Genomic DNA, 20,920 nt, shown 5'->3' with positions numbered 1-20,920 from the left:
CCCCGCATCCGCAAGGAGAGTCCCCTTCGTGAAACGCCATGAGTTCCTTCGGGAGCTGCACAAGGTCAGCGCCAACCGCAACTACCTGGAGATCGGCGTCAACGACGGCCGCAGCCTGCGTCTGTCACGCGTCCCCAGCATCGCGGTCGACCCCGCCTTCAAGGTGGTCTCGGAGCTGAAGTGCGACGTCCACCTGGTGAAGGCCACCAGCGACGACTTCTTCGCCCGCGACAATCCGCTGGCCCACCTCAAGGGCGGCCGGCATCCGCTGCGCAACCTGCGCCGGGGCCGCAGCCCGATCGGTCACTGGCGCCGCACCACGCTCGACCTGTCGTTCATCGACGGCATGCACCTGTTCGAGTACGCCCTGCGCGACCTCATGAACGTCGAGAAGCACTCGGACTGGGCCAGTGTGATCGTCCTCGACGACATGCTGCCGCGCAGCGTGGACGAGGCCGCCCGCGACCGGCACACCAACGCCTGGACCGGCGACGTCTACAAGATCACCGAGGTGCTGGCGCGCTACCGCCCCGACCTGGTGACCGTCCTGGTCGACACCGAGCCCACCGGCCAGCTCGTCGTCTTCGGCGCCGACCCCGAGAATACGGTGCTGCACGACAAGTACGACGAGATCATGGCCGAGTACAAGGTGCCCGACCCGCAGAAGGTGCCCGAGGCGATCCTGGAGCGGGCCGGGGCGGTGCCCCCGGAAGCGCTGCTGCGGGCCGGGTTCTGGCGCGCCCTCGCCCAGGCCCGCAACCGCGGCCTGCCGCGGCGCGTGGGCTGGGAGCCCCTGCGCCGCGCCCTGGAACAGGTCGGCGTCAGCCGCTGAGCCCTCCTGCCGCGAGGCCCTTCGCGGCAGGCGCGGCAGACCTGGTACGAGGGCGCCGGGCCGAGGCACTCCGCCCCGGCCCGGCGCCGCCCTCCACGGTCCCCGGGGTCTTCGGGAGCGGCGCCGGGCCGGTGCCCTCGGGCCGGGCACGACCCGTGGAGCACGCCCCCGGCGGGACACCGGGCGGCCGGCCCGCGGTCACCGGCCGCGGCGGACCAGGGGGGACACCTTCGCGCGGGCCGCGCCGAGCGCCCGTCGGGCGGCACGCACCAGTTTCCGTGCCGTGCCGGGACGCGGGACGGTCACCACCCGCACGCCGCCGCCGGCGGCGCGGAGCGCGAACGGCAGCCCGCTCCAGGCGGGTTGCGCGGCATCGGGGTCCGGGCTCAGGGCGACCCGCCAGATCCCCCGGGGGAACCCGGCGGGCAGCGTGGCCTCCAGCAGGGAGCCCGGCCCGTCCGCCGCACCGGTGAGCGTCCCGGACGCGTGCAGCGTCCTGCCGGAAGCGGTGAACCCGAGTCCCACCCGGGCCTCCCCGGCCGCGTGCAGCGGGAGCCGGGCGCGCAGCCGGGTCCCGGAGACGGTGACGTCCTGCCGCCGCACACCGCCCAGACCCAGCCGCTTGCCCTTGACACCCGTGTCCAGCGAGAGATTCCCGTGCGGCTCGGTCCAGTACGGCAGGACCGCGCGACGGCCGGCCACCCCCGGGTACGGCTCGGGGCGCGTGGCGCGCGGGGCGGGGCCGAGCCGGCACTCCTTGGTCCAGCCGCCGAGCTTCACCCGTACGACCGCGTCCCAGACCCCGTCGCCCGGCAGCTCGGCGGGATCGACGGTGGCGGTCGCCCGCAGGACCAGCCGCACCCGCTCACCGCCGTCGACGGGAACCGTCTCCCGGGTGAACTCCACGGGCTGGAAGTACTGGGCGGAGCTGGACCGTTCACGCAGCAGCAGATCCGCGGTGGCCTGCCCGAACCGGGCCGCGGTCTCCGCGCCGACCCACGCCACCGCCTCCTCCACGTTCTTCGGGGCGTCGGCCAACGGGGTGCGGGCGGCGTCCGCGGGGAAGGTCATCGGCTCGCGGGCGGAGGTGTACTCGGCGGTGAAACCGATGTGCAGCGAGCCGTTCCGCCACTCCACGCCCAGGGGCGTCGCCGCCGGCGCGACACCGGCCTCCCACGCGGCGAAGGCCACCACGTCGTCGTACCGGTCGGCCCCGGCCAGCGCGGCGACGACCTGCTGCGTCGGCTGCAGCCCGGCGGGAACACCCGGGCCGAACCGCTCGACGACCACCTTGTGGATCTCCGCGAACAACTCCCTGCGGTAGTCGTCCGGCAGCGCCAGCAGCCGCCGGGCCCGCAGCCGCTCCACCATCTCCACCCGCAGCCAGCGGCGGAACAGCCGGTCCCGCACCGGCCCCGGTTCGGTGTACCGCTCGACGACGTCGAGCGCCTCCCGCAGGTTGCCGAAGTACCCCACGGGGTCGAAGCGCTGGAAGCCGGCGTTGGAGGCGTCGTCGCGTCTGATGTGGTAGTAGCAGACATAGTCGCTGAGCACCGACACGTTGTCCGCGCGCAGGTACGCCTCGGTGACGAAGACGTGGTCCTCCAGGCGACGCCGCCCCTCCGGGAAGCGCAGCCCGATACGGTCGAGGAACTCCCGGCGGAACATCTTGTGCGGGGTGAGACTGTCGATCAGCGGGGCGTTCTCGACCGTCGCCCGCGGGTGGTTGCGGCGGAACAGCTCCACCGGCACCCCGCGGTTCCTGCCGGCCATCTTCCCCACGACGACATCGGCGCCGTGGGCCACGCCGTACGCGTACATCCGCTCCAGCGCCTCGTCGCCGAGGTAGTCGTCGTTGTCGACGAACATCACGAACTCGCCCCGCGCGGCGGCGATCCCCACGTTGCGGGGCTTGCCCGACCAGCCGGAGTTCTCCTGGTGGATCACCCGCATCCGGGGGTCCTCGGCGGCGAGCCGGTCGAGCCGGGCCGGTGTGCCGTCGGTCGAGCCGTCGTCGACGAAGATCGCCTCGTACTCGTCGGGGGGCAGCGACTGCCGCTGCAGCGAGGAGACGCAGTCCTCGATGTAGGTCCCCGGGTTGTACACGGGAACGATGACGCTGACCTTGACCGGCATCTGGATCTGGGCCCTTCGGGTCTCTCGCCGTCGAACGTGCGGGCTGGGTACGCGCCGCCCGATCGTAGCGCCGCGGCCGCCGTGTTCCCCGCTGCGCCCCGCCGGGGCCCGCCGTGACGACCGACGGCACCCGCCGTCCGGCGTGCTCGCCGGGTCACTCGGGGCGTGGCGTCCCGCCGGGGGCGCGGCGCCGCCTAGTCTGCCGCTCGTGCGACTGCTCCTGACCTCCGACACCCACCTGCCGAAGCGCGCCAAGCGGCTGCCCGCGCCGCTGCTGGACGAACTCCCGCGCGTGGACGTCGTGTTCCACGCGGGGGACTGGGTCGACACCGCCACCCTCGATCTGCTGGAGAGCCGCAGCCGCAGACTCGTCGGCGTGTACGGCAACAACGACGGGCCCGAACTGCGGGCCCGGCTGCCGGAGACCGCGTACGCGGATCTCGGCGGGCTGCGCTTCGGCGTGGTCCACGAGACGGGCCCGGCGCGGGGGCGGGAGAACCGGTGCGCCGCCCGCTTCCCCGAGGTCGACGTGCTGGTGTTCGGACACAGCCACATCCCGTGGGACACCACCGCTCCCACGGGACTGCGTCTGCTCAACCCGGGATCGCCGACGGACCGCCGCCGGCAGCCCCACTGCACCTACATGACCGCCACGGTCGCCGGGGGCCGGCTCACGGAGGTGGAACTCCACCGGCTCCCTCCGCGCTGACGGTCCGGGCCGTTTCGTGTCGGTGGAAACGGCCCGGACGCTGCGATGGGTTGCGCTCTCACGGACCTCCTTCCCACGACCGGAGGTGGTACCGGGCGATTACCCCTTCCCCCGGGACTCACACACCTGTTCCCGCGTTTTCCTCCGGGCCGCCCGGTCGCCGTCCCGCTGTGGCCGGTGGGGATCGGGGGAGCCGGGGGGACTGAAGGGGCCGGAGGGTTCGCCCCTCCGTCCCGTACGGCACCGAGCCCTTTCGGACCCTCCTCCCGGACACCGGGCCCGGCCCCGCGTCCCGCCGCCACGGCGGGTCCCGCACGGCGCACGACCCGCGTGCGGTGACGAGCCGGGTGACACGGGAGTACACGTACCCGCTCGACCAGCGTGCCGCGCTGCTCCGGTACCACGACCACCGGATGGACTTCACCGCTCCGGCGATCCGGCGGGGCCTGGCCGGCATGCACATCGTCCGGGACGCGGTCGAGGACGCCCTGGACCTGCCCTGCGGCGAGCGGGAGCCGGCGCTGATGATCGCCGACCGGGCGTTCGCCGACGACGGGTCCCCGGCCTACCCGTCCCTCGACCCGGAGCTGCGCGACCGGCCCGGGGTGACCGAGCCCTGCGCGGCCGGCGTCCTGGGCGACGTGATCCTGGTCAACGGGGCGCCGTGGCCCGTCCACGAGGTCGACGCCGCCCGCCACCGGCTGCGCCTGCTCAACGCCTCCAACGCCCGCCACCGGCTGGAGGCCGTCACGGACGACGGGCGCCGGCTCGAGCTGCTGCAGATCGGCGCCGACCAGGGGCTGCTCGCCGCCCCCGTCACCCTCGCCGCCCTGCCCATCGCACCGGCGGAGAGGTACGACGTGGTCATCGACTTCGCGGGCCTGCCGGCCGGCAGCCGGGTGCGCCTGCGCAACCGGCTCGGCAGCGGACGCGCCCGCGACGTCATGGCCCTCCGCGTCGCCCGCGCGGCGCCCGACCGCAGCAGGATCCCCAAGGTGCTCTGTGACGACCTGCCAGCCCGGCGGCGCTCGCAGGCGACCACGGTCCGCCGGTTCGGCCTCCGCGCCGGACACGCGGAACAGGGGCGCGGCTGGTTCATCGACGGCGAGCCGTTCGACCCGTCGCGCACCGACGTCCGCACCCGGCGCGGCGCCGTCGAGGTGTGGCACCTCACCGCCGACGTCCACCATCCGGTCCACCTCCACCGGACGGGGTTCCGGGTGCTCTCCCGCGACGGGCGCGCGCCGCTGCCGCACGACGCCGGCCCGAAGGACACGGTGTCGCTGCGGCCCGGTGAGACGGCGGAGGTCATCACCCGTTTCGACGGCCACCGGGGCCGCTGCCTCTTCCACTGCCACAACGCCGAACACGAGGACATGGGCATGATGGCCAACCTCGAGATCGTCCGACACCCCGGGGAACCGCCGTACCGGCTCGACGCGTTGCGGCAGGACCCGCCCGGCACGACACCGCTGTACCGCGCACGGCGGAGTCCCGGGCGAGGGCGGACCGGAGAGCGCCTTCGCGCACTACACGCCCGGCCAGCCGGCCTCCACACGGCCGAGGCGAACCCGCTGCGGGTGGTCGCCGACGGGCACGGACACGGTCTTCTCGCCGGTCGCGAAGTCGATGGCGGTGACCCGGTCGGCCCCGCTCTCGGAGACCACGCAGGACCTGCCGTCACCGCTGACGGTCGCCCAGTACGGCTTGGACGCGGTGACGAGCGGCCCCTGCCGGAGGGTCGCGCGGTCGACGACGGTCGCGTAGTCGTCCATGGTGCCGGCCACGCACAGCTTGGTGCCGTCGGGGTTCACGGTGATGCCGTGGTGGCGCGAGTCGTTGACCCAGGTGGTGCGGTCGTCGCTGGTGGCCGGGTTCTCCGGCAGGGTCTTGGTGCGGGTGATGCGGTCGCCGGCGACGTCGTACTCGAAGAAGCCGTTGAAGAAGGACACCTGGAAGTACAGCTTCGACTCGTCCGGGGAGAACGCGGCCGGGCGCACCGCGTCCGAGTGGTCCCCGAGGCCGGCGGCGTCGAGCCGGTCCCGCATGTCGATCACCTTGACCTGCCGGAACGTGCTCGCGTCGACGACCGTGATACGGCGGTCGCCCTTCGTCCAGTCCAGCCAGGTCGCGTCGAGCGCGGTGTTCACCTCGCCGATGGACATGTTCCAGATGTACCTGCCGTCGCGGCTGAAGACGTTCTCGTGCGGCTTGTCGCCGGTCCTGAACGAGCCGAGCTCGTCACCGGTCCCGATGTCCAGGACGTGCACCGTGTTGGAGGTCGAGGCCGAGACGGCGACCCGCTTGCCGTCGGGGGAGACCGCCATGTGGTCCGAGCGGTAACCCGACACCGGGAAGCGCCAGTTGATCCGTCCGGTGGCGAGGTCGAGGGAGACCACGTCGGCGAAGCTCGGCCGGGAGACCACCACCGAGGTGCCGTCCGGGGTGGAGTACATGTCGTCGACGAACTGGTCGTGGCCCTCGCCGACGCCGTTCCGGATGGCCATGAAGTAGATCCAGCGGATCGGGTCGGCGTTGATCTCGGCCATCCGCTCGTCCCTGTCGGGGACGACGTCGATCCGGCCGATCCTCGCGAAGTCACCGGTGGACTCGATGACATCGGCGGTGCCGTCCCAGTTGTTCCCCACGAACAGCACCTCGCGCAGGGCGGCGGGGGAGGGGCCGGCGGCGGTGGCGGCCGTGGCGGGGGCGGCGACGGTCAGGGCGAGGGCGGCGGCGATGGCGTACAGGTGCCTGGTTCTGCGGACCGGCATGACGGCTCTCTCCAGCATCTGGAAGCGCGTGCTCGGGGAATCGACTTACTGAAAAGTAAGGAAGGGGGCCGTCCGCGACAAGACCGCGTACACGACAAAATCAGATGCCGCCGGGCCTCCGGGTGACGAGCGGGGCCGGACGGCTCGGGGGCGCCCCGCGCAGACGGCTGAGCACCGGCCGCACGGGGAGGCCCTGGCATGCGTCCGCGCCGGACGCGGCGTGCCGCGTCCGGCGCGGCCCGCGGATGAGGTGACGGACCGGCCGGGCCGGGCCCATGGGCACGCCGGCTCCGGCGTCCGTCACACGGTGGTCCCGGGCCCGTCCACCGGCGCCGTCCCCGGCCCGGAGCCGGCGTTCACCACCGGCCGGCCCGGGTACGGCGCGCGGACGGGCGACGTCATGCGGTACGGCGCCCGGACGCGCCGGTCACCTCCGTACCGCCGTGCCTACTCGTCCCAGGCCTGGATCATCACCTGTCCGGTGATCCTGCCGTCCCGCAGCGTGAGCATCGACTCCGACAGCACCCGCGTCCCGTCCGGGTACCGGCAGCTCTCGCAGTAGGCGGCGTGATCGCCCTGGACGACGCACGCCTCGAGGGAGTGCGTCATGTCGCGGCTGTAGACGTCGTCGAGCACGGCGGCGATCTCGTCCCGGCCGTGCAGGACCTTGGGGTGACTGGGCTGGGTGTTGCGGTCCACGATGCGCAGCTCCGCGTCGTCCGCGTAGAGCGACACCAGGTTCGCCGGCGTGTCCGCCTCGATCCCCCGGCGCAGCGTGTCGGTGCCGAAGGCGGGGTGTGCCGCGGTCGCCATGGTGATCCACCTCCTCGGAGGGGCCGCGGTCCGGACCTCCGGCGGGCCGGGACGGCCTCTCCTACGAGCGTCCTCCGGCCCGCCGGGCACGGCAAGCCAGGCCCGCGTGCCCGCCCGCACCGCTCACCCGGCCGTCGCCAGGAACTGCGTGGCCGCCAGCTCCGCGTACAGCGGATCGGCGGTCACCAGCTCGCGGTGCGTGCCGACGGCCCGTACCCGGCCCGCGTCCATCACCACGATCCGGTCGGCCGCCGTCACCGTGGACAGCCGGTGCGCGACGACCAGGACCGTCGTCGTACGCGCCACGTCGGCGACGGTGTCCCGCAGCGCCGCCTCGTTCACCGCGTCGAGCTGCGAGGTGGCCTCGTCGAGCAGCAGCAGCCGGGGGCGGCGCAGCAGGGCGCGGGCTATGGCGACCCGCTGGCGCTCCCCGCCGGACAGCTTGGTGCCGCGATGCCCGACGAGGGTGTCGAGCCCGTCCGGCAGCCGGGACACCAGACCGTCCAGCCGGGTCGTCTTCAGCACCCGCGTCAGGGTGCCGTCGTCCGCCTCGGGGTTGCCCAGCAGCAGGTTGTCCCGCAGGGAGCCCGACAGCACCGGCGCGTCCTGCTCCACGTAGCCGATCGAGGCCCGCAGCCGCGGCAGCTCCCAGTCGGCCAGATCACGGCCGTCCAGCGTGATCACTCCGGAGTCGGGGTCGTAGAACCGCTCGATCAGGGAGAAGACGGTGGTCTTGCCCGCGCCGGACGGACCGACGAACGCGGTCATCCCCTGCGCGGGCACGGTGAACGTCACCCCGTGGTGGACGTACGGCAGGTCGTCGGCGTACCGGAAACGGACGTCCTCGAAGGCGAGCGCGGCGGGTGCCGTGCCGGGGTCGGGCAACCGCGCGGGCCCGGCGGCCGGTTCGGCGGGCAGCCGCAGCGCCTCCTGGATCCGGGCGAGCGCGGCGCTGCCCGTCTGGTACTGCGTGAGCGCGCCGACGACCTGCTGGATCGGCGACATCAGATAGAAGACGAACAGCAGGAACGCCACCAGCGTCCCGATGTCGATGGCCTCCGTCGCCACCCGCGCGCCGCCCACCGCCAGCACCGTGATGAACGCGATCTGCATCGCGAGCCCGGCCGTGTTCCCCGCCGCGGCCGACCACTTGGCGGCGCGCACGCTCTGCCGCCACGACTCCTGCGCGGCCTCGTGCAGCGTGCGCTCCTCCCGTGGCTCGGCACCGGACGCCTTGACCGTGCGCAGCGCGCCGAGCACCCGCTCCAGCGAGGCTCCCATCACCCCGACCGCGTCCTGCGCCTGCCGGGACGCCCGGTTGATGTGCGGCACGATCACCCCCAGCACCGTGCCCGCGAGCGCGATCACCCCCAGCGTGACGCCCAGCAGCACCGGGTCCACGAAACCCATCAGCGCCACGGTCGCGATCAGCGTCAGCCCGCCCGTGCCGAGGCCCACCAGCGAGTCCGTGGTCACCTCGCGCAGCAGGGTGGTGTCGGAGGTGATGCGGGCCATCAGATCGCCCGGCTCGCTGCGGTCGACGGCGGTGATCCGCAGCCGCAGCAGATACGACGACAGCGAGCGCCGCGCCCCGAGCACCACCGACTCGGCGGTGCGCCGCAGCACGTACGAGCCGAGCGCCCCCAGCACGGCGTTGGCGACCACGAGCGCCGACATCAGCAGCAGCGCGCCGGTGATCGCCCGGTCGTCCGAGAGGTCGTCGATCAGGTCCCGGGCCACCAGCGGCAGCATCAGCCCCGTCGCCCCGGTCATCAGGGACAGCACGGCGCCGCCCGCCAGGGCCCACCGGTGCGGCCGTACGTATCCGAGGAGCAGCCGCCAGGCGGGCGGACCGGATTCCTCTGCTGCGATGCTCACGTCGCCCCCCTCGGCGTCGGACGGAGGTCCAGGCTACGTCGCGGGGGTGGGACCGCCGCACGGCGGGCGGCGTGAGCGATCGTTCCCGCGTAGGGTCGGGGGGACGGGCACGACCGATGAAGGAGTCAGCAGCATGGCGCAGGAAGTACGCGGCGTGATCGCACCCGGCAAGGACGAGCCGGTACGGATCGAGACGGTCGTCGTACCGGACCCGGGACCCGGCGAGGCGGTCGTCCGGGTCCAGGCCTGCGGGGTGTGCCACACCGACCTGCACTACAAGCAGGGCGGGATCAGCGACGACTTCCCCTTCCTGCTCGGACACGAGGCCGCGGGAGTGGTCGAGTCGGTCGGCGACGGCGTCACCGACGTCGAGCCCGGTGACTTCGTGATCCTCAACTGGCGTGCGGTGTGCGGGAAGTGCCGCGCCTGTCTGCGCGGACGCCCCTGGTACTGCTTCGACACCCACAACGCGAAGCAGAGGATGACCCTCACCGGGGGCACCGAGCTCTCCCCGGCCCTGGGCATCGGGGCCTTCGCCGAGAAGACCCTCGTCGCCGCCGGGCAGTGCACGAAGGTCGATCCGGCGGTCGCCCCGGAGGTGGCCGGGCTGCTCGGCTGCGGGGTGATGGCCGGCATCGGCGCCGCCATCAACACCGGGAACGTCGGCCGGGGCGACTCGGTCGCCGTCATCGGCTGCGGCGGTGTCGGCGACGCGGCGATCGCCGGGTCCCGGCTCGCCGGAGCGGCGAGGATCATCGCTGTGGACATCGACGACCGCAAGCTGGAGACCGCGCGCTCCATGGGCGCCACCCACACCGTCAACTCGCGCGAGACCGACCCGGTCGAGGCGATCCGCGAGCTCACCGGCGGCTTCGGCGCCGACGTGGTCATCGAGGCGGTCGGCCGCCCCGAGACCTACCGGCAGGCCTTCTACGCCCGTGACCTGGCCGGCACGGTCGTCCTGGTCGGCGTGCCCACCCCGGAGATGAAGCTCGAACTGCCGCTGCTGGACGTCTTCGGCCGCGGCGGCGCCCTGAAGTCCTCCTGGTACGGCGACTGCCTGCCCTCCCGGGACTTCCCGATGCTGATCGACCTGCACCTCCAGGGCCGCCTGGACCTGGGGGCGTTCGTCACCGAGACCATCCGACTGGACGAGGTGGAGCAGGCGTTCGAGCGGATGCACCGGGGCGACGTGCTGCGTTCGGTGGTGGTGCTGTGATGACCACCCGCATCGAACGGCTCGTCACCTCGGGACGGTTCAGCCTCGACGGCGGCACCTGGGACGTCGACAACAACGTCTGGATCGTCGGCGACGACCACGAGGCGGTCGTCATCGACGCCGCCCACGACGCCGACGCCATCGCCGAGGCGGTGGGGGACCGGCGTCTGACGGCCATCGTGTGCACCCACGCCCACAACGACCACATCGACGCCGCCCCCGCCCTCGCCGAACGCACCGGCGCCACCATCTGGCTGCACCCCGACGACCTGCACCTGTGGAAGCAGACCCACCCCCACCGCGACCCCGACTCCTGGCTGGTCGACGGCCAGGTGATCGAGGCCGCCGGCGCCGACCTCACCGTGCTGCACACCCCCGGGCACGCGCCCGGCGCGGTCTGCCTGTACGACCCGGGGCTGGCGACCGTGTTCACCGGCGACACCCTCTTCCAGGGCGGTCCGGGCGCCACCGGCCGCTCGTTCTCCCACTTCCCGACGATCATCGACTCGATCCGGGACCGGCTGCTGACCCTCCCGCCCGGGACGAAGGTCCTCACCGGTCACGGCGACCCGACCACCATCGGCGCGGAGGCCCCGCACCTGGAGGAATGGATCGCCCGGGGCCACTGAGCGGCCCGCCCGGACGACCGGCGCGAAAAGGTGACAGAGGATGTCCGGCTTACCCGTCACGCTCGAAGCGACAGCGGAGGGACGACGACGGGAGGCCGTACATGTCGGAGCAGTTGAAGGGCAGGGTCGCGCTGGTGGCCGGGGCGACCCGGGGAGCCGGCCGGGGCATCGCCGTGGAACTGGGAGCGGCGGGCGCGACCGTCTACGTCACGGGCCGCACCACCCGTGCGCGCCGCTCCGAGTACGACCGCCCCGAGACCGTCGAGGACACCGCCGACCTGGTGACCGAGGCGGGCGGCCGGGGGATCGCGGTGCCGACCGACCACCTCGAACCGCTTCAGGTGAGGGAACTGGTCGACCGCATCGCCGGTGAACAGGGCCGTCTGGACGTCCTCGTCAACGACATCTGGGGCGGCGAGACGCTCTTCGAATGGGACGCCCCCGTCTGGGAGCACGACCTGGACAAGGGCCTGCGCCTGCTCCGCCTCGCCGTCGAGACCCACGCCGTCACCAGCCACCACGCGCTGCCGCTGCTGCTGCGCCACCCCGGCGGACTGGTCGTCGAGGTCACCGACGGCACCGCCGACTACAACCGCGACCACTACCGCGTCTCCTTCTTCTACGACCTCGCCAAGTCCTCCGTCCTGCGCATGGCGTTCGCCCTCGGCCACGAACTCGGCCCGCGCGGCGCGACGGCCGTGGCCCTCACCCCGGGCTGGATGCGCTCGGAGATCATGCTCGACCACTTCGGCGTACGCGAGGACAACTGGCGCGACGCCCTCGACGACGTCCCCCACTTCGCCGTCTCGGAGACCCCGCGCTACGTCGGACGGGCCGTCACCGCCCTCGCCGCCGACCCGGACGTGGCCCGCTTCAACGGCGCCTCCCTCTCCAGCGGCGGCCTCGCCCGGGAGTACGGCTTCACCGACCTCGACGGCAGCCGCCCGGACGCCTGGCGCTACCTCGTCGAGGTGCAGGACGCGGGCAGGCCGGCGGACGTGACCGGCTACCGCTGATCCCGTGCGTCCCCTGCCGCCGTGAACGCCCCGGCGGCTACCTTCCCCCCATGACGACGGACACGGGACGTTTCGCGGGGTACGGAGTTCTCATCACCGGGGCGGCACGCGGCATCGGCGCGGCCACCGCCGCGCGGTTCGCCGAGGAGGGGGCGCGGGTCCTGGTGGCCGACGTGGACCCCGACGAGGCGGAGCGGACGGCGTCGGCACTGCGGGAGCGGGGGCTCGGCGCCGACGCCTTCGCCTGTGACGTGACCGACCGGGCCTCGGCCGAGGCGGCCGTCGCGCACGCCGTGCGCACCTTCGGGTCGCTCGACGTACTGGTCAACAACGCCGCCCACTGCACACCGGACGCGCCCCGCTTCGAGGACGGGCCGGACGACGCGTGGGCCACGGACCTCGACGTCACCCTCACCGGCGCGTACCGCTGCTGCCGCGCCGCGCTCGAGCACCTCGCCGCCTCCGGCCGGGGCGCGATCGTGAGCGTCGGCTCCGTCAACGGCCTCCAGGACTTCGGCAACCACGCCTACAGCGCGGCCAAGGCGGGCCTGGTCTCCCTCACCCGTACCCTCGCCGGGCACGCGGCGCCCCGCGGCGTCCGGGTCAACCTCGTCGCACCGGGGACCGTCCGCACCCGCGCCTGGGCGGGCCGGGACGAGGAACTGGAAGCGGCCCGGCGCCTCTACCCGCTGGGCCGGGTGGGTGAACCCGAGGACGTCGCGGCCGCCGTCGCCTTCCTCGCCTCCCGCGACGCGGCGTGGATCACCGGAACCACCCTCGTCGTCGACGGCGGCATCACGGCGGTCAACCCGGGATTCCGGCGGGCGCCGGGCGAGGCGGTGCGGTAGCCGCCGGTCGGGTGGGGTCCTCCCGGCCGGACGTCACCGTTCGGTTGCACTCCGTCGCGTCCGTACAACCGATTTTCCCGTTGGGTCGTCTACCTGGCAGAGTGCGCAGGCCATGCGCTCACTTCTGCGGAAAGGCAAAACGGACCATGGGGGACACAAGTAGACGGAGTGCCGTCGTTCTCGGAGTCGCCTCGCTGGTGGCTCCGCTCACACTCGCGCTCGGCGCGACACCGGCGCAGGCCGCGAGCTGCACCACCTCGGCGGGCCCGTACCAGAAGAAGGTGGAGAAGTTCCTCGGCCGCCCGGTCGACGGAAAGCAGTCCTCCGCCGACTGCAAGGCCATCCGCGCCTTCCAGACCAAGCACGGCATCACGCCGAACATCGGGTACGCCGGCCCCGTGACCTGGGGCGTGATGGACCTGATGAACAAGCAGAAGGCCGTCGGGAAGAACCCGAACAAGTCGGGCAAATGTCCCACGAACAAGGGACGTATCGCCTGCGTGAACCTCACGCTCCAGCTCAGCTGGATCCAGGACGGCAAGAAGCTCGTCCACGGCCCCGTCCCGGTCCGCACCGGACGCGACGGGTACGAGACCCGGACCGGCCTGAAGAAGATCTACTGGCGCAACATCGACCACGTCTCGACCATCTACGACGTGCCGATGCCCTACAGCCAGTTCTTCGACGGCGGCCAGGCCTTCCACTCGGTCGGCGTCAGCATGTGGAACCCGCCCGGCTCCCACGGCTGCGTCAACATGACGAAGACCGCCGCCAAGAAGTACTGGTCGCTGCTGAGGAACGGCGACGACGTCTACGTGTACGGCCGCAAGCCGGGCACCTGATCGCCGCGGGCGCCCGGCTCGCCGGGCGTCCTGCCCCCGGTCGCGTCCCCGGGGCCGGGTGTGAACTCGCCCACCTTCCTCGGCAGATGGACGTGATCAGCGACACTGGCCGAAATGTCCGATAAGCGTGCGATTGCTCACAGCGCCTTCACGTCCGGCCCCGTATGCTTCACGACATGTCCACCACTGTTGAACCCTCCTCCGAGCGATCGGCTGACGAGGTCAACGAGGAGATCCGGGCCCTGTGGCTCCGGTCGGGCGGGACACTGAGCGTCGAACAGCGCGAGGAGTACCAGCGCCTGGTCCAGGAGTGGGCCTCGGCCCTCCCGCAGCCGGCCAGGGCCGCCTGAGCGGCCGCCGGCCGGCCCGGCATCGTCGTCCCCCGGTGAGGCACCCGTGACCCGATGGGTGCCCTCCTCGCACTGACCCCGGCCCTCAGCCACGGAGCGATGAGCGTGGTCGTCCCGGTGAGCGCCGTCACGGGCGTCGCGCTGTCCGTCCTGTGCGGCGTCCTCCTCCTCGGCGACCGCCGTCACCGGACCCGCCCGCTCAGCCCCAGGTCGCCGAGTAGTGACGCCGGTACGCCTTGCGGTCCTGCTCCGCCCGTATCCGGCGCGACGCCACCAGGGCGACCAGGCTGCCCGCGATCACCAGCAGCCCGGGACCGACGTTGCGGGGGTCGGCCAGCCGGGACAGCAGCGTCGACGGGTCCGGGAGGATGCCCCGCACCGGAGTCGACGACCCCGGGGAGGCGGCGTCCGGAGCCGTCGCGCCCCGCGCGTTCGACGGGGCGGGGGAGGGGGCCGCCGAGCCGCCGTCGGCCCCGGGCGCCACGAGGAGCCGTACGCCGAGCTGCGCCAGCGCCTTCGTCACCGGCTGGAAGTACGTCGTACCGCCCGTCCGGCAGTCACCGCTGCCGCCCGACGTGACGCCGAGCGCCACGCCCTCGGAGAACATCGGGCCACCGCTGTCACCGGGTTCGGCGCACACATTCGACTCGATGAGACCGCTGACCGTGCCCTCGGGATAGTTCACCGTCGCGTTGAGCGCGGTCACCTCACCGTCCCGCAGCCCGCTGGTGCTGCCGCTGCGGAACACCCGCTGACCCACCGTCGGATCCGCCGCCCCCGTGATCCGCACGCCCTCGCCGTCGCCGACGGCCACCACACCGGCGCCCTCGCCGGCCCGGCCGCCGGCATATTCGATCAGTGAGTAGTCGTTCCCGGGGAAGCTGCCGCCGACCGTCGTCCCGACCTCCTGCCTGCCCCGGCCGCCGGCGAACCACACCGACCCGTCGGGCCCGCAGTGTCCGGCCGTGAGGATGAAGTCCCGCTTCCCGTCGGTCACGTTGAAGCCCGCCGAACAGCGGCCGGCCGTCGACAGGATGGGCCGCGCCCCGTTGAGCCGGGTGGTGAAGGTGCCCCCGCTCCGCTCCATGCGGACGAAACCGCCGATGCCGTCCGCCACTTCGGTCAGCTCGGACCAGTCGTCCGCCGACACCGTGCTGTCGCCCCGGACCACCACCTCGTTGGTCCGGTAGTCCACGGCCCACGCCGTCCCGGGCACGCGCGGTGCCGAACCCAGCGCCCTGGTGGCGGACTTGAAGTCGTCCATGCTGTGCCGCACCATCTTCGGCTCGGCGCCGGCCCCGCGCACCTCGGCCGCCGCCTCCTCGTCGGTGACCGCGACCACCGTCCGGCCGTCGTCGGCGATCCAGCTGCCCGCCGTACGGGACGTGCCGAGCTTCGCCACCAGGCCGGCGCCCGGTCCGGCCGCCGTCCCCGCGGCGGTGGCGGACGGAACCGCGCCGGGCGCGCGGGGCTCACCGGCGACGGCGTGGGTGACCATCGTGGCCCCCAGGAGGAGTCCGCCGACGGCCGCCAGCCGTGTCACTCGCCGGACGACCCGTCGTCGTGCGTGCCTCATGCGTGGCTCCCGAACCTCAGCGGCGCGGTGCGCACACCGCGAGGGCCTCCCCTGCGTCGGCGGCCCTCTTCCCATACGGGCCCGCGGCCCGGCGCGTTCAGCCCGGACGGGGTCCCCTCCGGCGGACGGCGGACGGCGGACTGCGGACGGCGGACGCCGTGGAACGCACGGGCGGCGCCCGTGGCCGACGAGTGCCGCGGCCACCCGCGGCCCACGCCCCGCCCGGCCCCGGCCGGGGGAGTCCGTCCTGGTCGCACGCCGGCCGGACGCCTAGACTTCCCGCATGGACGACGCGTTGAGGGACCGGCTCGGGGCAGGGAAGTACCTGTTGCTCACCAGCTACCGCAAGAACGGCACGCCCGTCGCCACGCCGGTGTGGGTGGTGCGGGACGGTGACGCGCTCGGGGTGTGGACCGTCGCCGACTCGTGGAAGGTGAAGCGGATCCGGGCCCGCGGCGACGTCCTCGTCGGCCCCTGCGACGTACGCGGCAACCCGACCGGCGACCAGGTCCCCGCCACGGCGGAGATCGGTGACCCGGAGACCACGGCCCGTTACCGGAAGCTGATCGCCCGCAAGTACGGCCCCATGGGCCGGCTGGTCCTCCTGGGCAGCCGGCTGCGCCGGGGGCCGAACGGCACGGTCGGGATCCGCGTCACCCTCTGAGCCGCGTGCCGGACCGCGCCCGGCGGCCCGTCAGGTCCAGGCCCGGAACGGCTCGTCGACCAGCTGGAAGACCGGCTCGCCCCGCACCGGGTCCTTGGCCGTCGACAGCCGCACCCGGTCGCCGCTGTGGATGCCGATGGGCGGCCCCATGACCCGGCCGCGCACCACGAACCCCTCGGCCATCTCGATCAGGGACACGTTGCGGGCCGCCGGGGTGTTGCGGTGCAGCACCGTGGAGTGGCGGACCGTCCCGGCGCCCTCGCTGCGCTCCGTGCGCAGGTCGCTGCCCTGGCAGACCGGGCAGAGCAGCCGGTGGTACATGGCGGTGCCGCACCAGGTGCAGCGCTGGAAGAGCATGGCCTCCGCGCGGTCCTCGCCCCGGGCGTCGAGGACGCCCGCCGCGGAGCCGGCTGTCTGCTGAGCGACGCTTCCTGAGTGGTGGTACACGCTGGTCAACTCCCTGCACTCGGCCGGAATCCCGCGTGCGCGGTCGCCCGGCACGCGCGTGCCGGCGCGTCGTGCCACCGTGCACAGCCACAGGGTATGGCACTCAGTGTCACCCGTAAAGGCACTCCGTACCCTTGAATTCGGGCGACCGTCCGCGCCGGGTCACCCGCGCCCGAGCGCGGTCTCCAGTTCCTGCACCACCCGCCACAGCGGTGCCCCGCGCCGGGAGACGACCACCACCACGTCCTCGGGCCCTTCGCCCGCCGTGGCGGCGGGCCCGGCGCCGAACGCGGCCCGCACGTGCCCCAGCGCGTGGTCCACCGCGGCCTCCGCGTCTCCCTTCCCGTCCGAACGCAGCCAGGAGCGCAGCGCGTTGTTGTGCGCCGCGACCACGGCCGCCGCGATCACATCGGCCCGGAGGATGCCGTCCCGCAGACCGGCGAAGCGCGCCCGCAGGTATCCGGCCAGCGCCCGCTCGTACCGCCAGACCACGGACAACTCGTACGCCCGCAGTCCGGGCACGCTCCTGGTGAGGCGGTAGCGCTGCACGGAGAACGCCGGGTTCTCGGCGTACATCAGCAGCACCAGCCGGGCCGCGTCGCAGACCCTGTGCACCGGTTCGTCGTCGTCGGTGCCCGCGGCCAGGAAGGCCGTCATGTCGGCCAGGCACCGCTCGTGGTCGGGGAAGACCACGTCCTCCTTGGACGGGAAGTAGCGGAAGAAGGACCGCCGGCCCACCCCGGCGAGCGCCACGATGTCGTCGACCGTGGTCTGTTCGTAGCCCCGTTCCAGGAACAGCCGGAACGCCGCCGCGACCAGGGCGTCCCGCATCGGCGGCTTCTCGGCCCTGTGCCCGCGGCCGGGAACCGCACTGCTGGAGCTCATGCACGGAACGTAGCACCGGGGGGCCGTCGGCGGCACGCGGTGCACGCCGGGGAGGGAACCCGGTGCCGCCGAGGGGCGTGCTCCGGGCGGTTCCTATGATCGGGCCACCACCGTCCCCGAGGAGCCCGTATGCCGCCCGCCCGTCCCCGCGTCCTGTACGTCACCGACCTGGCCTACCCGGCCCGCGGGCGCCGCTACTGCGACGAGGACGTCTTCCTCACCTCCCGGCTGCGCGAGCACGCCGACCTCGCCCTGTGCAATCCGCGGGACGCCGTCGCCCTGATGGACGGCTTCGACGCCGTCGTGGTCCGCAACAGCGGTCCCGTACTGGGGTACCGGGACGCCTACGAGGCGTTCCGCGCGCGTGCCGCCGCGACCGGCACACCGGTCTACAACCCGCTCACCGGCAGGGGCGACATGGCCGGCAAGCAGTACCTGCTCGACCTGACCGCCGCCGGCCGTCCGGTGATCCCCACCGTCGACCGGCCGGAGGACCTGCACCGGCTGCCCGGGACGGAACGGTACGTGGTCAAGCCCAGGCTCGGCGCGGACTCCATGGGCCTGCGCGTCGTCCCCGCGGACGAGGTGCGCGGCCTCGTCGACGGGGACGTCCTGGTGCAGCCGCACATCGACTTCGCCTACGAGGTCTCCTTCTACTTCGTCGACCACGACTTCCAGTACGCCCTGTACGCCCCGCACACCGAGCGCCGCTGGCAGCTGGAGCCGTACGAACCCAGCCGGGACGACCTGGACTTCGCCCGGGACTTCGTCGACTGGAACACCCTCGATCACGGCATCCAGCGCGTCGACGCCTGCCGCGCGCCGGGCGGCGAACTGCTGCTGGTCGAACTGGAGGACCTCAATCCCTATCTCTCCCTCGACGCCCTCGACGACACCGGCCGGGAGGCGTTCGTGTCCGCCATGACGGCCTCCCTGCGCCGCTTCCTCCACGACGCCGCCGGGACGGCGGGCTGAACCCGCGGCCCCCTCGCCACGTATCCCCGTGCGCAGCAGGCCCGACTTCCCCGGGCCTCCGGAGCGGCACGGAAGGAGAGCGGCGTGACGACACCGTCCGGGCCGGGACGGCCGCACGACGGACCGCCCCTCGAACCCGTCCACGACCGCCCCGCCGGGCAGGGGTTCCTCCGCGAGGGCGACTCGGGCCCCGAGGTGACCGAACTCCAGGAGCGGCTGCTGCGCGTCCCGGACGTCCACCGGTCCGGCACCACCGACGGCCGCTACGACGCCGCCCTCTCCGCAGCCGTCGCCCGCTTCCGGCTCCGGTACGGCATCCGGGGCGACGAGACCGGCGTCCACGGCGACGACACCCGCCGCGCGCTGGAGTCCCGCACCGGCCGGCCGGGCGGCTGACCCGGTGGCTACCGCTCCTTCGGCACCCGGATGTCCAGCACGCACACGTCGTCGCGGCGCTCGCCCTCCAGCATCGCCTCCAGCAGGGTCTCCAGGGACCCGGCGCCGTCGCCGGGGTGGGCCGCCACGGCCTCGGCGAGACGCCCGAGGCCCACGTCGATGTTCTCCGGGGGCCGCTCCACCAGACCGTCGGTGTACAGCAGGACCCGGTCACCCGGTTCGAGACGGCACTCGGCCTCCTCGAAACGCGGCGCGGTGGTTCCGCCGAGCAGCATGCCGCCGGGCCGGCGCAGATAGGTCACCTCGCCGTCGCGCACCAGCAGGGGCGGGGTGTGTCCCGCCTGTGCCCAGACCAGGCTCCGCTGCGCCGGCCGGTAGCGGGCGAGCACCATGGTCGCGGTGCCGTGGCTGTCCCGGGAGTGCAGCAGCAGGGTGTTGAGCCCGGCGAGCGCGCCGGTCAGCGAGGAGCCGGTGATGACCATGCCCTTGGCGGTGAACCGCAGCTGGGCCATGGTGGCCACGGCGCCGATCCCGTGCCCGGCGACGTCACCGATGACGAACAGGGCGTCGCCGTCGGGCAGTTCGATGGCGCTGAACCAGTCGCCGCCGACGTGTATGCCGGCCTGGGCGGGAAGGTAGGCGACCTCGACGCGCAGTCCGGCCAGGTCGACCGCCCCCTCGGGCAGCGGCAGCAGGGCGTTCTGCAGCCGGGCGACCAGGGAGCGTTCGGCCTGGAGCACGTCGTGCTGGGTGAGGATGGTCCGCTCGGTCTCCACCAGGGCGAGCTCGGCCCGCCGCCGCGCGGTCAGGTCCTGCACGAAGCCGTGCACCTCGACGGGCGTGCCGTGCGGGCCGGCCACCGCCTCGGCGGCGAGCCGCAGATGCCGGACGCCGCGCGTGCCGCGGACCCGGAACGGGGTGTCCAGCGGCAGCCCCTCGTGCATCAGGGCGTCGACGGCATCGCCCAGCGCGGAACGGTCCTCGGGCACCGCGAGTCCGGGGAGGTCGGCGAGCCGGACGGGCCCGTCCGCCGGGTCCCGGCCGAGGATCGCGAAGACCTGGGACGACCAGGACGCCTCGCACGTGGTCAGGTCCCAGTTGGCCCAGCCGAGGTTGCCCAGCCGCTGCAGGTCGGCGAGCCGCTGCTCCTGCAGGTCGGAGGAGGCGTGCGGGACCCAGGTGACGACCAGCGCGTCCTCCAGCCGGGCCACCCGTATGGAGTATGTGGCCGGCTCGGTGACGCCGTCCGCGACCTGCTGGTGGACGAACGGCTCGCTCTCGTACGTCCCCCCGCCGGCCAGGACCTCCAGGCAGCCCCGCCACACCGGTGTGTCCACCAGGCCGGGCCGTACCCTCCGCAGCAGCCGCCCGGCCGGATCGCCCCCGGCGCCGCCCAGGAGGCCGGCCGCCCGCCCCGTGACGGCGTCGACGCGGAAGTCCTCGGTCCCGCCGGACGGGCCGCGCAGCGGGGTCAGCAGCATCGCCGGGACCGGCAGCGCCGCGAAGAGCGCCCGTACGGCGTCCGGGAGCGGGTCGGCCTCGGGGAACCCGGCCGTCGCGTCCCCGGTGTCCCCGGCCGGCTCACCGGTCCGGGCGGGCGCCCGTTCCCCCAGGGTGGTCCAGCACTCCTCCAGCAGGGTGCGGCGGGCCGCCTCGGCCCGCCGGCGCAGGATCTCGTCGGCGGCGTCGGCGGAGCACCGGCTCAGCGCCATCACGACGCCCTTGGCCCGCTCCACGACGGCCGACGTCGCGGCCTGCTCGCGCAGCCGGTCCATCTCGGCGCGCTGCCGGGCGACGACCCTGGCCAGTTCCATCAGGTCCGGCGCGGCTCCGGACCCCACCGGGGCAATGGGCTCGCTCATCACGCCATGAGCATTGCACACGTCTCCCGGTTCGTTGACCGGCTTGTTCGCCCCGAATCCGCGGACGGC

Annotated in this window: 19 protein-coding genes and 1 pseudogene; 12 read left to right on the top strand and 8 right to left on the bottom strand. The window is 73.6% G+C overall.

Annotation, left to right across the window (positions count from 1 at the left end; all coding sequences use genetic code 11):
- Positions 1-28 precede the first annotated feature (28 nt).
- Entirely contained in the window at positions 29-832 is an 804-nt protein-coding gene (locus tag ACFY3N_RS24875) for a class I SAM-dependent methyltransferase (protein ID WP_390818925.1), read from the top strand.
- A 198-nt stretch (positions 833-1,030) separates the two neighbouring features.
- On the opposite strand, the gene ACFY3N_RS24870 is transcribed toward ACFY3N_RS24875, so the two are convergent.
- Entirely contained in the window at positions 1,031-2,968 is a 1,938-nt protein-coding gene (locus tag ACFY3N_RS24870; RefSeq protein WP_390818924.1) for a glycosyltransferase family 2 protein, read from the bottom strand.
- Positions 2,969-3,176: 208 nt separating this feature from the next.
- Here ACFY3N_RS24870 and ACFY3N_RS24865 point away from each other — a divergent pair, with 208 nt between their 5' ends.
- On the top strand, positions 3,177-3,677 hold the full coding sequence (locus ACFY3N_RS24865) for a metallophosphoesterase family protein (protein ID WP_390818923.1): 501 nt from the start codon (positions 3,177-3,179) through the stop codon (positions 3,675-3,677).
- Positions 3,678-4,090: 413 nt separating this feature from the next.
- A pseudogene (locus tag ACFY3N_RS24860) lies at positions 4,091-5,065 on the top strand (multicopper oxidase family protein); the annotation flags it as partial.
- Between the two features lie 141 nt (positions 5,066-5,206).
- Here ACFY3N_RS24860 and ACFY3N_RS24855 read toward each other — a convergent pair.
- The 3 genes from ACFY3N_RS24855 to ACFY3N_RS24845 all read right to left on the bottom strand — a co-directional run bounded on the left by ACFY3N_RS24855 (position 5,207) and on the right by ACFY3N_RS24845 (position 9,142).
- Positions 5,207-6,451, bottom strand: coding sequence for a YncE family protein (locus ACFY3N_RS24855; protein WP_390818922.1), 1,245 nt, complete (start codon positions 6,449-6,451; stop codon positions 5,207-5,209).
- A 447-nt stretch (positions 6,452-6,898) separates the two neighbouring features.
- Positions 6,899-7,264 (bottom strand): nuclear transport factor 2 family protein, encoded by a 366-nt coding sequence (locus ACFY3N_RS24850; RefSeq protein WP_390818921.1) that lies wholly within the window; start codon positions 7,262-7,264, stop codon positions 6,899-6,901.
- A 123-nt stretch (positions 7,265-7,387) separates the two neighbouring features.
- Positions 7,388-9,142 carry an ABC transporter ATP-binding protein gene (locus ACFY3N_RS24845; protein WP_390818920.1) on the bottom strand — a complete coding sequence of 585 codons (1,755 nt, stop codon included), beginning with the start codon at positions 9,140-9,142 and terminating at the stop codon, positions 7,388-7,390.
- A 133-nt stretch (positions 9,143-9,275) separates the two neighbouring features.
- On the opposite strand from ACFY3N_RS24845, the gene ACFY3N_RS24840 reads away from it, so the two are divergent.
- The 6 genes from ACFY3N_RS24840 (at position 9,276) to ACFY3N_RS24815 (ending at position 14,046) form a co-directional block, all read left to right on the top strand.
- A complete protein-coding gene (locus tag ACFY3N_RS24840) occupies positions 9,276-10,361 on the top strand; it encodes an S-(hydroxymethyl)mycothiol dehydrogenase (protein WP_390818919.1) in 1,086 nt (361 codons plus the stop codon).
- Positions 10,361-10,990 (top strand): MBL fold metallo-hydrolase, encoded by a 630-nt coding sequence (locus ACFY3N_RS24835; RefSeq protein WP_390818918.1) that lies wholly within the window; start codon positions 10,361-10,363, stop codon positions 10,988-10,990. Before ACFY3N_RS24840 ends, ACFY3N_RS24835 begins: the two co-directional genes overlap by 1 nt.
- Before the next feature lie 101 nt (positions 10,991-11,091).
- Entirely contained in the window at positions 11,092-12,006 is a 915-nt protein-coding gene (locus ACFY3N_RS24830) for an SDR family oxidoreductase (protein ID WP_390818917.1), read from the top strand.
- A gap of 50 nt (positions 12,007-12,056) precedes the next feature.
- On the top strand, positions 12,057-12,854 hold the full coding sequence (locus ACFY3N_RS24825; protein ID WP_390818916.1) for an SDR family NAD(P)-dependent oxidoreductase: 798 nt from the start codon (positions 12,057-12,059) through the stop codon (positions 12,852-12,854).
- Positions 12,855-13,000: 146 nt separating this feature from the next.
- Positions 13,001-13,696: a L,D-transpeptidase family protein gene (locus ACFY3N_RS24820; RefSeq protein ID WP_390818915.1), complete on the top strand. Its 696-nt coding sequence runs from the start codon at positions 13,001-13,003 to the stop codon at positions 13,694-13,696.
- 164 nt (positions 13,697-13,860) lie between these two features.
- Positions 13,861-14,046 (top strand): hypothetical protein, encoded by a 186-nt coding sequence (locus tag ACFY3N_RS24815; RefSeq protein WP_390818914.1) that lies wholly within the window; start codon positions 13,861-13,863, stop codon positions 14,044-14,046.
- A gap of 199 nt (positions 14,047-14,245) precedes the next feature.
- On the opposite strand, the gene ACFY3N_RS24810 is transcribed toward ACFY3N_RS24815, so the two are convergent.
- Positions 14,246-15,622 (bottom strand): S1 family peptidase, encoded by a 1,377-nt coding sequence (locus ACFY3N_RS24810; protein WP_390818913.1) that lies wholly within the window; start codon positions 15,620-15,622, stop codon positions 14,246-14,248.
- 283 nt (positions 15,623-15,905) lie between these two features.
- On the opposite strand from ACFY3N_RS24810, the gene ACFY3N_RS24805 reads away from it, so the two are divergent.
- Positions 15,906-16,286 carry a PPOX class F420-dependent oxidoreductase gene (locus ACFY3N_RS24805; protein WP_390818912.1) on the top strand — a complete coding sequence of 127 codons (381 nt, stop codon included), beginning with the start codon at positions 15,906-15,908 and terminating at the stop codon, positions 16,284-16,286.
- Between the two features lie 30 nt (positions 16,287-16,316).
- On the opposite strand, the gene ACFY3N_RS24800 is transcribed toward ACFY3N_RS24805, so the two are convergent.
- Positions 16,317-16,733 (bottom strand): Zn-ribbon domain-containing OB-fold protein, encoded by a 417-nt coding sequence (locus ACFY3N_RS24800; protein WP_390818911.1) that lies wholly within the window; start codon positions 16,731-16,733, stop codon positions 16,317-16,319.
- 162 nt (positions 16,734-16,895) lie between these two features.
- Positions 16,896-17,618, bottom strand: a complete 723-nt coding sequence (locus tag ACFY3N_RS24795; RefSeq protein WP_390818910.1) for a TetR family transcriptional regulator — start codon at positions 17,616-17,618, stop codon at positions 16,896-16,898.
- A gap of 129 nt (positions 17,619-17,747) precedes the next feature.
- On the opposite strand from ACFY3N_RS24795, the gene ACFY3N_RS24790 reads away from it, so the two are divergent.
- Complete coding sequence (locus ACFY3N_RS24790; RefSeq protein ID WP_390818909.1) at positions 17,748-18,593, top strand: hypothetical protein; 846 nt, start codon at positions 17,748-17,750, stop codon at positions 18,591-18,593.
- Positions 18,594-18,677: 84 nt separating this feature from the next.
- Positions 18,678-18,989, top strand: coding sequence for a peptidoglycan-binding protein (locus tag ACFY3N_RS24785; RefSeq protein ID WP_390818908.1), 312 nt, complete (start codon positions 18,678-18,680; stop codon positions 18,987-18,989).
- Positions 18,990-18,997: 8 nt separating this feature from the next.
- Here the strand turns inward: ACFY3N_RS24785 and ACFY3N_RS24780 are convergent, their stop codons facing one another.
- Positions 18,998-20,851 carry a SpoIIE family protein phosphatase gene (locus ACFY3N_RS24780; RefSeq protein WP_390818907.1) on the bottom strand — a complete coding sequence of 618 codons (1,854 nt, stop codon included), beginning with the start codon at positions 20,849-20,851 and terminating at the stop codon, positions 18,998-19,000.
- Positions 20,852-20,920: the final 69 nt, after the last annotated feature.

Origin of the sequence: Streptomyces sp. NPDC000348 (assembly GCF_042898795.1) — a bacterium.
Taxonomy (GTDB): Bacteria; Actinomycetota; Actinomycetes; order Streptomycetales; family Streptomycetaceae; genus Streptomyces.
This window is presented reverse-complemented; position numbering and strand designations above follow the sequence as displayed.